General features: G+C 57.9%; 8 protein-coding genes. 2 read left to right on the top strand and 6 right to left on the bottom strand.

Annotation, left to right across the window (positions count from 1 at the left end; translation table 11 throughout):
* Positions 1-54: 54 nt before the first annotated feature.
* Positions 55-1923, bottom strand: coding sequence for an adenylate/guanylate cyclase domain-containing protein (locus tag PHC90_00810; protein ID MDD3844877.1), 1869 nt, complete (start codon positions 1921-1923; stop codon positions 55-57).
* Between the two features lie 135 nt (positions 1924-2058).
* On the opposite strand from PHC90_00810, the gene PHC90_00805 reads away from it, so the two are divergent.
* Positions 2059-5091 (top strand): caspase family protein, encoded by a 3033-nt coding sequence (locus PHC90_00805; GenBank protein MDD3844876.1) that lies wholly within the window; start codon positions 2059-2061, stop codon positions 5089-5091.
* A 100-nt stretch (positions 5092-5191) separates the two neighbouring features.
* On the opposite strand, the gene PHC90_00800 is transcribed toward PHC90_00805, so the two are convergent.
* Positions 5192-6805: a peptide chain release factor 3 gene (locus PHC90_00800; protein ID MDD3844875.1), complete on the bottom strand. Its 1614-nt coding sequence runs from the start codon at positions 6803-6805 to the stop codon at positions 5192-5194.
* A gap of 436 nt (positions 6806-7241) precedes the next feature.
* Here PHC90_00800 and PHC90_00795 point away from each other — a divergent pair, with 436 nt between their 5' ends.
* Positions 7242-8612, top strand: a complete 1371-nt coding sequence (locus tag PHC90_00795) for a nucleotide sugar dehydrogenase (GenBank protein MDD3844874.1) — start codon at positions 7242-7244, stop codon at positions 8610-8612.
* Positions 8613-8667: 55 nt separating this feature from the next.
* On the opposite strand, the gene PHC90_00790 is transcribed toward PHC90_00795, so the two are convergent.
* From PHC90_00790 to PHC90_00775, 4 genes are all read right to left on the bottom strand, one after another.
* Positions 8668-9354 (bottom strand): ABC transporter ATP-binding protein, encoded by a 687-nt coding sequence (locus tag PHC90_00790; protein MDD3844873.1) that lies wholly within the window; start codon positions 9352-9354, stop codon positions 8668-8670.
* Positions 9347-10546, bottom strand: a complete 1200-nt coding sequence (locus PHC90_00785; GenBank protein ID MDD3844872.1) for a lipoprotein-releasing ABC transporter permease subunit — start codon at positions 10544-10546, stop codon at positions 9347-9349. The genes PHC90_00790 and PHC90_00785 overlap by 8 nt, the downstream gene beginning before the upstream one ends.
* Positions 10547-10626: 80 nt before the next feature.
* Positions 10627-11682, bottom strand: coding sequence for a tRNA-dihydrouridine synthase family protein (locus PHC90_00780; protein ID MDD3844871.1), 1056 nt, complete (start codon positions 11680-11682; stop codon positions 10627-10629).
* Positions 11679-13271 (bottom strand): hypothetical protein, encoded by a 1593-nt coding sequence (locus PHC90_00775; protein MDD3844870.1) that lies wholly within the window; start codon positions 13269-13271, stop codon positions 11679-11681. The genes PHC90_00780 and PHC90_00775 overlap by 4 nt, the downstream gene beginning before the upstream one ends.
* Between the last annotated feature and the right edge of the window lie 55 nt (positions 13272-13326).

Below are 13326 nucleotides of genomic sequence, written 5' to 3'. Positions count from 1 at the left end.
CTCCTCCCGTTGGAAAAGATCGCCTCGCATATTCCTCCATGCATCAACATCACATCACGTCTTCCCGACGGTGTAAAGGGAAATGGGGCGGTCAACTCCCCTGACGGCACATTCTCCCGCGTCTTGCCAGGGGAAGGCGTCCCCCGCGGCGGCGCGCGCATCGCTGCTCACGAGAAGGCCGCCTCCGGCCTCCCTGGTCAACCCCTCGATGCGGGAGGCGATGTTGACGTGCTCGCCGATGATGGTAAAGTCCATCTTTCTCTCGGAGCCTATGTTGCCGAGAATGACCTCGCCGTAGTCTATGCCGATCCCGACAGCGACGTGCCAGTCGCTGATGAATTCCCTGAACCGGCCTTCATCATTAAGCCTCTTCGTTTGCTCGAGGATATCCCGGGCCGCCGAGACCGCATCGGCGGCGGGGTTTTCTCCCGTCATGAAAAAGGCGAGCATGCCATCACCGATGAACTTGTTCACAAAACCGGTATGTTTCTGTATTGCCTCCGTGACGGCTCCGAAGAAAAAATTGAGGAACCTCACCACCTCGCGCGCCTCTGTTTTGGTCGAGAGGACCGTGAAATTACGGATATCGAGAAAAAGGATGCAGACATTGCGGGCCTCGCCGACGAGGAGTGCTTCGCTGTCCGTTTCAAGGAGCCTGTCGAGGACGTTCTTGTCCACATAATAGCCGAAGACCTTCTGGACCTTCCGTCGCGTCCTTTCCTCGACAAGATACCGGTAGGGATAGACGAGAATGGCGACAGCGAAGGGGGCCATCACCTGGGGAAAGAGATGGAAGTAGGTCCCCGCGGCAAAGAGAAGGAGGTTGACGACGCAGAGGAGGGCGGCGAGGGCGGCGAGGGCGGCGGCGGCGGGAAAGGGCCTCATCAGGGATATGGCGGCGAGCGACATGACGCCGAGAACAACAAGGATGGCGATATTCAAGGCTGGCGGCGCCTCCCTGAGAGACGTGCCGGTCAGCATGGTCTCCGTTATGACGCCGTGAATGAGCGGTCCGGGCATCCTGCCGCTTGCGCGAAGGGGCGGCGGTTCCTGCCCTGTTGTGCGCAGGGGAAGCACGTCCCGCATGAGGGGCGTTGCATGGATGTCCTCGTATCCGCTGATATAACCGAGGATGATCGTCTTCCCCGCAAAAACCTGACGGTCGACCCTGCCTCCCATGACATCATCAAGAGAATAAAAAGGGAGGGCGTCAGCCAGCGCGTAGTTCAGAAAGACCCGGCTCCCCCCGTATTGCCGTCCCGCGGACAGCTGGTAGAGGACGGATGCGAAGGTGGGCTTATCACCGCCATAGAGAGCCTGCTCCCGGATGACCCCGTCGTTTCGGCCGAGGTCGCCGTCCGTGAGGGAAGCATCGGCAACGGTCATGTTCTTGATGAATGGGCTCACCCCGTAATAGAAGGGAACCATGTCCCCATGGACGACCTGTACGATATTCATACGCTCCGACACATCCATGATAGGTCCCAGCGCCGACCGGTCCAGTTTCTCCCCCACCTCTTCCATGGTCCGGCCAACCGCGGCCCGCGCCTCTTCGCCACTATCGGCCATGAACGCGGAGGCGGCGTCTTTGAGCTTGTCGCTTTGCTTGTGGACAAGGATCACGTCGAGGCCGACCGTCGCCGCGCCATATTCATCCATGCGCCGCAGAAACCGGCCGATGTCGTCGTAGATGAAAAGGAGGGGTTTTTCTCTGATGATGGACCTCTCGTCGATGCCGACGATGATCACCTGTCCGCTGGGACGATCATTTCCCAAACCGAGGACCGCGGCAAGTTGTACGCGCTTATCATAGGCCTTGTGTTCCAGGCCCCTTTGCAGGCCTATCCCGTAAACACCGAGGCAAAGAAGCACCGCGAGGACCGTTATCAAGACCGTAACGACGTGATGCCTGCGATATTTCACCTGTGCCCTTCCCCGAAAGATTTCCCCTATTATACACCAGCCCTCCAACGTGCACGACCTTTTTGCAAAGAATCTGCGCGCCCTTACCATTTCTGTGCGAACATGATATAACATATGCTGCAGCAGGGGCTAACGATGAAGACAAGCCATACCATCAAGGGAATTCTCATAGCGGCGACCCTTTTTCTTCTTTTGCCGCAGTTGTCTTCCGCGGAGGACAACCTCGCGTCGGGACCGGTCCTTCGCATCGAAACAGGCGGCCATACGGCGCGCGTCTTCAAGATGGACAGCGACCGGAGGAACCGCTTCCTTGTAACAGGCGGCGAAGACAAGACGGTGCGTCTCTGGGACCTGCCGTCGGGGAAAGCGCTCAAGGTCTTAAGACCCCCCATCGGGTACGGCAATTCCGGCGTTATACGCGCAGCCGCCATCTCCCCCGATGGCGCCGCAGTTGCCTGCGGCGGCATGACACGGAGCCGCGACGGATACAACATCTACATCTTCAGCAGGGAAACGGGCAGGGTGACCGACGTCATCGGCGGGCTTAAAGAACCCATACTTCACCTTTCCTTCTCAAAGGACGGCAGGTTCCTCGTTGCCGCCCTCATGGGAAAGGCGGGGATTGAGGTCTACAAGGTACCTGGTTTCACGCCGGCGGCCGTCTCGGACGGGCGATACGAAGGCATATCGAGCGGCGCCGATTTCGATTGGTCGGGACGCCTCGTCACGGTGTCCTTCGACGGCTTCATCCGCCTCTATGACAGTTCCTTCACCATGATCCGCAAAGCGCCTCTACCCGGCGGAAAGATACCCTCGTCGGTCCGGTTCAGTCCCGACGGCTCCCGGGTTGCCGTCAGCTTCTATGACTCCCCGCATATCGACATCCTGTCGGCCAACGATCTTTCACCGCTTACGTCGCAGACACTGCCCGGTGAGATGGTCCTTTGCGTCACATGGTCTGTCGACGGGAGATACCTTTACGCCTCGAACGGGGGCAGGAATGGGCCCTTCGTCCTGGCGCGCTTCGGCGAGGGAGGAGGCGCGGCACGCATGGAGGAGATGGCAGCACAGCGCGGCTCCAGGCGCTCGACAAGGAGCACGACAACCGCCATTCTTGCTTTGCGGGACGGCTCTGTCGCTTTTGCTAACCAGGAGCCCGCCATCGGAATCGTGAACACCAGCGGGGATGTCGTTCTCTACAAGGATGCGGCGACGTTCTGGTTCACGAATGATGGGGGTCTTCTTGTCTCGGCGGACGGCACCGTGGTCCAATTCAACGGGCTTGGAGACCGCAAGAGAAAGGTCCGCTTTTCCCTTTCCGACAGGCGCATCGACGAGATAAGCGGGGCCGGCTACGCCGCCGTGGAGCTTTTCAAGTCAGACCCCGGCACAGGGGCCATCCGTATCACAGACTGGCATGCATCTGGATCGCCAAAGCTTAACGGCAGGCCCATAAAGCTTCGCCGGGGGGAGTACTCCGTGGCGGCGGCAGTGGCGGCGAACGGCAAAGGCTTCGTTCTCGGCACAAACTTCGGGATATATCTTTTCGACCTGAAGGGATCTCAGATCTGGCGGCAGCCCTTTCCCGGGATGCGCGGCGTGAACATCCCTCCCGGCGGGCGCACCGTCGTTGCCGCATCGTCGGACGGCACCATCCACTGGCACAGCATAGATGACGGCAAGCCTCTTCTCACCCTTTTCCCCGCCGTCGACATGAAGCGCTGGGTCGTCTGGACCCGTTCCGGCTACTATGATGCCGCACCGGGGGCCGAAGAGCTCATCGGCTGGCACATCAATCGCACCGGCGCGGTTGCGGCCGATTTCTTTCCCGTCTCCCGTTTCAGATCAACATACTACAGGCCGGACGTCGTGGCCGGAACCCTGGAACTGGGAGATGAAAAGAAAGCCCTCCGGATCGCCGACAGGGAATCCGGCCGCGCAACACAGGACGTACCCGTCGAAAAGGTATTGCCCCCCGTGGTCTCCATCATCCATCCAAAGGACGGGGCCGAGGTCAAGGACAGGGACGTCAACATCACATTCACGGTTCGTTCGCCGTCGGGCGACCCCGTTACCGGCATCAGGGTCCTCGTCGACGGCAGGCCCGCTCAAGGCATGCGGGGAATGGGGGCACAGGGTGAAGAAGTGAGGGATATGGCGGTCCGAATACCCGAAAAGGATTCGGAGGTTTCCGTCTTCGCATCCAACAAGAACGCTGTCAGCGAGCCTTCCACTGTGCGCCTGAAATGGCGGGGGCCGGTCATCGCGGCGAATGCTGCGCCAGTGCCCACAACGGCGCACTATGAAAAGGCGCAAAAGAAGATGGAGCACAGCGTCGGGACATCCAAGGAGCCGGCTCCCCCGAATGCCGCCGCTGTTAACATCGCGGCCTCGACGGGGAAACGCGGCGACTTTGTCATCAAACCCAAACTTTACATACTCGCCATCGGCGTCTCCAACTACCGGGACAAGGAGCTGGAGCTTGGTTTCGCGGCCAAGGACGCAGATGATTTTGCCAGCATCATGTCCCGTCAGAAAGGGGAGCTCTACCGGGATATCGTCATCAAGAGGCTCACCGATGAAAAAGCAACGAAGGATGAGATCCTCGACGGCCTTGACTGGATAACCAAAGAGACGACGAGCAAGGACGTGGCGATGGTCTTCCTCGCCGGACACGGAATGAACGACCCCAACGGCATATACTACTTCCTGCCCGTCAACACGGACCTCGACCGGCTCAAACGCACGGGGCTGGCCTTCTCCGACATAAAGAACACCGTCATCTCCCTCGCCGGCAAGACGATCCTCTTCGTGGACACCTGCCATTCAGGCAACATCATGGGTTCACGGCGCGCCGTCGCCGACATCAACGCACTCGTCAACGAACTGGCGAGCGCCGAGAACGGGGCCGTCGTCTTCAGCTCATCATCGGGCCGTCAATTCTCCATAGAGGACGCCTCATGGGGCAACGGCGCATTCACCAGGGCCCTCGTGGAAGGGATAGGCGGCAAGGCCGATTTCATCGGCAAAGGCAGGATCACCATCAACATGCTCGACCTGTACTTATCCGAGCGGGTGAAGGAGCTGACAAAAGGCAGGCAAACCCCGACGACGGCGAAACCCACCACGGTGGCGGACTTCCCCATCGCAGTGATTTCGGGGCGATAGACAGCCTTGCGACGGGCGCGAAGGCGCATAGGGGCAGAGGAGCTTGCGGACATACGAAGCAAGGAAGAACCTGACTGGCGCGGCGGTTACAAACAGGAACCTAGTCGTGTTCACGGGTTTTCATAAAAGCGATCTCCGGCCACTCTTTCATCACACGTTCGAGCCGCCATTCGCTGGCCGCCAGATATGTCAGATTACCATCCAGATCAAGGGCCAGACTGGTCCGATTCATCTTTTCAAAAGTCTCCAGTCTTTTCTTATCATCGCTGTCCACCCAACGGGCGGCAACGTAACCAACTGTTTCGTAGGAGGCGTCGACACCATATTCGGCCTTGAGCCTGGCAATTGCCACATCGAACTGGAGAACGCCCACAGCCCCAAGGATAAAAGCGTTTTCCATGACGGGTCGGAACAACTGCACTGCTCCCTCTTCGGCGAGTTGTACCAGGCCTTTCTGGAGCTGTTTCGCTTTCAGGGCTGTTTTCAGCCGTACCCGACGGAAATGTTCCGGGGCAAAATTGGGGATACCCGTGTACTTGAGAGGCTCTTTCTCGGAAAACGTGTCGCCGATCTTGATCGTGCCATGGTTGTGAATGCCGATTATGTCCCCCGGCCAGGCCTTTTCGACGACCTCCCTCTCCCGGGCCATGAATATGATGGGATTTGAAATCAGCATATCCTTGCCGATGCGGTGATGGCGAACCCGCATGCCCCGCGAAAAACAACCGGAACATACGCGCAAAAAGGCGATGCGGTCGCGATGCGCCGGATCCATATTGGCCTGTATTTTGAATACAAAACCTGAAAATGCATCCTCCTCGGGCGATACCATTCGTGTGGTGGTTTGTCGCGGCAGCGGAGCAGGGGCGACCTCCACGAAGGTGTCGAGCAGCTCCCGCACACCGAAATTGTTGATCGCGCTCCCGAAAAAGACCGGTGTCTGGCTGCCTTTGAGAAAATCCCGCAGGTTGAAGGGGCTTGCCGCCCCCTCCAGCAAAGCCACGTTCTCGCGCAATTCATCTGCCTGACTCCCCAATGCTTCATCGAGCAAAGGATCTTTGATATCGTGGAGGGTCACCATGTCATCGGTCAGGCAGCTCTGACCGGGCGTAAAGAGGGTCAGTTCTTTTCGGTAAAGGTTATACGTACCCTTGAAGCTCTTACCCGTGCCAATGGGCCAGGAAACGGGTGCGCACTCGATCTGCAGGGTGTCTTCGATGTCGGCCAGGATATCCAGCGGCGGCATGCCTTCGCGATCGAGCTTATTGATGAAGGTCAGGATCGGGGTGTTGCGCATCCGGCAGACCTCCATGAGCTTACGCGTTTGGGGTTCGACCCCCTTGACGCTGTCAATGACCATTACCGCACTGTCAACAGCGGTCAACACCCGGTAGGTGTCCTCGGAGAAATCCTGGTGGCCCGGCGTGTCGAGCAGGTTGATCTCGTAATCCCGGTAATTGAACTTCATAACCGAACTCGTGACTGAAATGCCGCGCTCCTGCTCGATGGCCATCCAGTCGCTGGTGGTATGGAGACCGGTCTTGCGTGCCTTGACGGATCCGGCCATTTGGATGGCCCCGCCAAAGAGCAGAAGTTTTTCGGTAAGGGTGGTTTTCCCCGCGTCAGGGTGGCTTATAATGCCGAAGGTGCGACGGCGCTCTATCTGTGCCTGATGAGATCCATTCCCTGGTGATATATCGACGGCGATTTCCATACTGCACCTCTCACTATTTTAACAATGTGGCCGGCCCATAAAAGATAGACTGCACTATTCAAGCAGAAGATCGGCGACCGGATTCTGCAACCCCAAATTCTTGATGGCTGGATTACTTCAAGGTGGTGTCAGAAAAAAAGGTCCTTTGAATACACCTATTGCATGTATCTGACCGGATTGTCCGGTTGGAATGTGGTTATGGTTCTGCATGACCCTTATTATGTAGCAATTTTATTGACAATTTTCAATTGAATTCGCCGCAGCGGTGCCGCCGTGATAAATATCGGTCCATGACCGAGCCGCCCAACCTGGGGCAAACTCGTCTTCCCGTCCATGGTTGTTACCCCGTATGCCCGTTTGCGCGACGCACAGTCTTTCTTTCCCGCAAGGTGGTGTTTATGGTAGAATGGTCAAAATCACTCGATGGAGGATATCTTTGGAGCGTAAGAACATTCTGTGTATCGGCGCAGGTTATGTCGGCGGGCCAACCATGGCCATGATCGCCTATAAATGCCCCCATTGCAGGGTCACCGTGGTCGATATCAACCACGAGAAGATAGCGCGCTGGAATTCCGACGATCTGCCCGTATATGAACCGGGTCTCGATGAGATCATCAGGGCGACGCGAGGACAGAATCTCTTCTTTGAGACCGACATCGACAAAGGCATCAGGGAATCGGAGATCATCTTCGTCGGCGTGAATACCCCCACGAAAACCTTCGGCGCCGGGGCAGGCAAGGCGGCGGACCTTCAGTACTGGGAGAAAACGGCGCGGCAGATAAGGGAGGCCTCGGATTCGCCAAAGATAGTCGTCGAGAAATGCACCATTCCCGTCAAAACAGCCCTCGCCATGGAACGGATCCTTACATCCAAGGACGGCAATGTCCGTTTCGATGTCCTCTCTAACCCGGAGTTCCTGGCGGAAGGAACGGCCATACGCGACCTTGAGTTCCCTGATCGCGTCCTCATAGGTTCCCGGGAGACACCAAGCGGCATAGAGGCACGTAAGGCCCTCGTCGATATCTACCTCAACTGGGTGCCGCGAGAGAAGATCCTCGAAAGCAACATCTGGAGCAGCGAGCTTTCAAAACTTGTCGCCAATGCTTTCCTCGCCCAGAGGATATCATCCATAAACGCCGTCTCGGCGCTATGCGAAAAGACGGAGGCCGACGTGGCCGAGGTGTCGAGGGCCATCGGCCTCGACAGCCGCCTGGGAGCAAAGTTCCTCAATGCAAGCGTGGGATTCGGCGGTTCCTGCTTCCAGAAGGACATTCTCAACCTCGCCTATATATGCAGAAACTACGGCCTCGACGCCGTCGCCGACTATTGGGAGAGCGTCGTCGATATCAATGAATATCAGAAGGAGCGCTTCATCCTCGGCATCCTCAACGCCATGTTCAACACCCTGGCGGGAAAGCGGATCTGCCTCTTCGGCTTCGCCTTCAAGGCCGATACCGGCGACACCCGGGAAACCCCGGCATTCACCATCGCAAGAAGGCTCGTCGAAGAAAAGGCAGAGCTCATTATCACCGACCCCAAGGCCCTCGACAACGCAAAGATCGACCTCGGCGACCTGGAAGGGATAACCTACGAGCCCGACCCCTACAAGGCCGCCCTGGGCTGCGACGCCATCGCCGTCATGACGGAGTGGAAGCTCTACACAGAAGTCGACTACAAGCGCATCTACGATTCTATGGCGAAACCCGCCTTCATCTTCGACGGCCGCAACATCCTCAACCACAGACAACTGCACGAGATCGGCTTCAACGTGTACCCCATAGGCAAACCGCCGCTGGTGCACTTTTAGAAATCCTTTCAGGTTCCAAGGGAAGGAAGAAGACAAAAGACCTGAAACTATCTTCTCAGGGATGATCGGTGACGAATTCTCCGTCTACCATCGTGAGCCTGCGTTCACCCACCGCTCCGATCTCGGGGTCGTGGGTTACGAGGATGAGGGTTGCCGAAAGGTTTTTCTGGATGTTGAGGATCTGGTGCAGGACCTCGCGGCCTGTTTTCCTGTCCAAGTTGCCTGTGGGTTCGTCGGCGAGGATCACCCGGGGCTCGTTGATGAGCGCGCGGGCGATTGCGACGCGCTGCTGTTCGCCGCCGGAGAGTTCGCCCGGTTTGTGGGTACGCCTGTGCGTCAGCTCCACCGTCTCCAGGAAGGCCATTGCCTTCGCCTTCGCCTGAGCCGGTTTCACGCGCCTGATGAGAAGCGGCATCATGATGTTCTCTATGACGTTGAAATCCTGGAGAAGGTGGTAGAACTGGAAGATGAACCCCACCTTTTCGTTGCGGAAACGGCTTTCTTCGTCCTCGCTGAATGTCATGATGTCCTGGCCGTCGAAGAGGACCTTGCCCTCCGTCGGTTTATCGAGGGTGCCGATGATATGGAGAAAGGTGGTCTTGCCGGCGCCGGACGGCCCCATGATGGTGATGAACTCACCTTTATCCGCAGTGAAGTCCACGCCCTTGAGGACGTCGATGACGACACCATCCTTGTGGAAGGATCTTTTCAGCCCCGAGACCTCAATGATATGATCACTCATAGCGCAGGGCCTCCACGGGGTCGATCTTGGCCGCCTTGTAGGAGGGGTAGATGGTTGAAAGGACGCATATGACGGTTGTGACGAGAGCTATGAGGGCCACATCGACGATGCTGATCTTCGCAGGCAGCGTGGTTATGTAGTAGACATCCTCGGGAAGCCGGATGAGCTTCGTGCTCTTGATGATCCAGCAGAGGAGATAGCCGGTCACGGAGCCGAAAAGGGCGCCGACGACGCCTATGGTGATGCCTTCCATCATGAAGATCTTCATGATGCTCCGCTTCCTCGCGCCGATGGATTTCAGTATGGCGATGTCCTTCTTCTTCTCCATGACGGTCATGATAAGGGAGCTGATGATGTTGAAGCTCGCCACGAGGATGATAAGGGCGAGGATGATGAACATCGCCAGTTTCTCAAGCTTGAGGGCCGAAAAAAGGTTGCGGTTCATTTCCATCCATGTCCTCGCGAAATAGTCCCGTCCCAGTTCCTTGAGGATCGTCCACTTGAGATCGCCCGCCCGGTATTCGTCGGTGAGCTTGATCTCGATGCCGGTGGCCCCCACCCCCATGGCGGATTCCACGTCTGCAAGGGGCATGACGACAAGGGTGTTGTCGATCTCGTACATTCCCGTTTCAAATATGGCGCCCACGCGGGCCCTCACCGTCTCCGGCATGGAACCCATGGGTGAAAAACCGCCGAATGGGACCATGATGGTGAAGCTGTCGCCCACGAAGAGCCCGAGGTGCTTCGCCAATTCCTTCCCGATGAGAACGCTGCCTTTTCTCTGCAACACGTCAATGGAGCCTTCCTTCACCAGCTTCGACATGAACTTCGCGTCCTTCGGGTCTATCCCCTTCACGGCGACACCGGAGAATTGTTTTCCGTTCTGCACCATTGCCTGAAATGCCGTGAAAGGAAAGGCCTCGAGGACACCGTCCACCTTTTTGACCTTTCCCACAACCTCGGCTGGATTGCGTATCTCGCCGTTGACGTCGAGAATGAGGATATGGGGATTGATGCCGAGGATGCGCGCCCTGATCTCATCCTGAAAACCGGTCATAACGGCGATGACCACGATGATGGCCATGACCCCGATGGCGATGCCTGCCACGGATATCCACGTCGTAAAGGAGATGAACGCTTCCTTGCGCTTGGACCGCAGGTACCGCAGTCCTATTGTGGTCTCGTAGTCCATAAAAGTGCTAATGTCTTACCACAAGCCGGCGGAAAAGGAAAGGAGACGTGAAGGCCTGTTGCGGGACCAGGAAACGTGGTTCAGGTTTGGCATATTCCCCGCGCCCCGGCACCCCTGAGTTCGTTGGTGGACATTCGTCGTGCCCGGGGGTCTTCCGTGTTCTCTTCGAAGAAAGCGGCTGCCCTCTCGTGGGCCTGCGTCATGCTGCGGCTGCCCTGAATGCGCGAACTGAGCTGGTGACCGAATTTGTAGTTCCCGGCGAAGTGGTGGGTGAATTCCTTAAGTCTGCCGAGTTGACGCTCTGCCGGGAAAAGTTCCTTTATGAGATCCATGAATCTGCCATAGATAAGGGGCAGAGAGACTGAGGGCCTGGCAATGCCGCAGCCATACACGTCCCGGGCAATTTCAGCGAAAAGCCAGGGCCTGACGACCGCCCCGCGACCGAGCATGAGTCCGTCCGCGCCGGACGCGCGCAAACAATCCCTTGCATCTTCCACCGTGAATATGCCGCCATTGGCTATAACGGGGATACCAAGCCATTCCTTTACCCTGGCTACCCATTCCCATTTCGGCCTTCTTGCAAAGGGCTCCTTCTTCAGCCGGGCATGGATGGAAAGCATATCGATGCCCTCGCCTTCGAGCATGGCACAAAAATCCTTCAACCGCGGTTCGTCAAGTTCAACGCCGAGACGGATCTTCGCTGTGAGGGGAAGCTCCGTCCCTTTTCTCGCGGCACCGACCAGGCGGCGGGCATTTTCCGGATTCTCCATCAGGGCGAATCCTGCCCCCGACCTCCCCACGGACCAATCGGGGCAGCCCATGTTGAGGTCAATCACATCGGCCTGAAGATCATGGAGCTTGTCCATGGCCGGGGCGAGGTCCATGTCCCCGGAAACGAGGAGCTGATAGGAAAGTGGCCTTTCCTCAGCTGTCCTTACCAGGTAAGGAGACATACCGGGGTTCTCGGTGGGCAGCCTCTTTGCAAGAAGCATTTCCGTCGACAGGAGGCCGACCCCGCCGAATCCCGACACGATCTGCCTCAAGGCGCTGTGGGTGAGCCCCGCCATCGGCGCCTGGAGGAGCGGCGGGTGTATCTCGAGACCCCGAACGCGGATGGAGTGCGTTGATCTGCTCACAGGGAGAAGATGTCCTCGTAGGTGTCCCTGCGTCTCATCACTGTCAGCTTGCCGTCAGCCTCCACCAGGACACGGGCCGGACGGGGAAAGGAGTTCGCGTTGGAGGCGAAGAACTGGGGGCCGTAGGAGCCGGTATCGTGAATGAGGATCACGTCACCCCTCACGGGTCGTCTCTGGAGGGACACCTTGTACTTCGCCAGCATGTCCCCGGAAAAACACAGGTTGCCTGCCGCAAAGGCCTCAAAGGGCTCGGCGTCCCTGCGGTCATGGTCGTTTATGATCTCCCAGCGGTTGACGGGCATGTACACGAGGGCCTCTCCGAAATTGGTCACTCCCATCTCGAGGCTCATGAGGTTATGCCACGTGCCGATCTTTCTCACCTGGGACACCCGGGCAAGGGTGACGGCCGAGTCCCCCACGATACTCCGGCCCGGTTCGACAACAAGCGCGGGCTCCCCCAGGGCCTTGAGGGCGAGGACGGTATTGACATCCTTTCCCCGGACCTTCACCGTGCCTTTGAGTATGGCCTCCACCATTTTTTCCTTGGGATACGGGGAATAGAATGTGTCGTCGTTCCAGTGCGACGTATCGATCCTGCCGTCCGATCCCCGCTCGAAACCTCCCGTGCGGTTGTTCCAGATAAAGATGCGGCTCAAGTCCCCCTTCTGCGACGCTGTATATCCATCCCTCACCCTCTCCAGAAACCCGTTCCATTCCTCTTTTGTCACGTAGGAGATGGGAAAACCGCCCCCGATGTTGATGATCCCGCACTTCCTGCCCGTCTCTCCCAGGAGATGCCCCAGCTCGATCATCGTTCCCAGCACGGCGAGGTAGGGGGCAAGGTCGGTGATCTGGGAGCCGATATGGGTGTGAAAACCAAGAAAGCGGATATGGGGGTGGCTGTCCAGCGTCTTCAGGAATTGAGGTATGTCATCGAGGCTGGCCCCGAACTTTGTCCATTTACCCGCGGTGAAGACCGCCTCCGCGGTGACATGGCCCAGTTCGAACCCGCTGAGCCTCATGATGACCCGGGGACTCTTTCCCATCTGTTTTGCGATCCCCGAGATGATCTCAAATTCCTCGATGCTGTCGGCCACGATGAGCATATTCGTCTCGACCGCCCGGGCAATGAGAAAATCCTCCTTGCAATTCCCGTTGAGATCGAGCTCTTCAGGAGGGGCCCCTGACGTGAGAGCGCAGCGGGTTTCATAATAGGAGGCCACGTCGATCCCGGCTCCTTCCTTGAGGACGATCCGGAACACCTCCGGATGGGCGCATGCCTTTGCGGCAAACCGTACTTGGCCTTTTGGATAGAGATCTTGAAAGACCTTCCTGAAAGCCCGTACATTCCGGGCTATGACGTCGGCGGAATAGATATGCAAAGGAAGCTGAAACCGGTCGATCCACCACGCGAGGGAGCGGTCCGCTAGATAGGCCTCTTTTCCCGACGGTTTCACAAAACCTCCATACCCCGCGTCAGGCGCCGGTACCGGCGCCCCCGCCGCCATCCTCGCACCCGACCCCAGCAGTGCAGCGGCTCCCACACCAAGAACGCCATACTTGATGAACCCTCTCCTGCCAATGTCCATGCTTGCCTCCCCGCTCCGGAACGGTCAGTATAAACATCAGAAACATTGTATCTTT

This window comes from Syntrophorhabdaceae bacterium (genome assembly GCA_028698615.1).
In the GTDB taxonomy this organism is placed as follows: Bacteria; Desulfobacterota; Syntrophorhabdia; order Syntrophorhabdales; family Syntrophorhabdaceae; genus Delta-02.
Note: the sequence above shows the minus strand (reverse complement) of the source record. Positions and strands in the feature narration are given on the sequence as shown.

Excerpts from the sequence above, each read along its gene's own strand:
- PHC90_00805 (MDD3844876.1), top strand. The coding sequence starts at position 2,059 with ATGAAGACAAGCCATACCATCAAGGGAATTCTCATAGCGGCGACCCTT.
- PHC90_00800 (MDD3844875.1), bottom strand. The coding sequence starts at position 6,805 with ATGGAAATCGCCGTCGATATATCACCAGGGAATGGATCTCATCAGGCA.
- PHC90_00790 (MDD3844873.1), bottom strand. The coding sequence starts at position 9,354 with ATGAGTGATCATATCATTGAGGTCTCGGGGCTGAAAAGATCCTTCCAC.
- PHC90_00785 (MDD3844872.1), bottom strand. The coding sequence starts at position 10,546 with ATGGACTACGAGACCACAATAGGACTGCGGTACCTGCGGTCCAAGCGC.
- PHC90_00775 (MDD3844870.1), bottom strand. The coding sequence starts at position 13,271 with ATGGACATTGGCAGGAGAGGGTTCATCAAGTATGGCGTTCTTGGTGTG.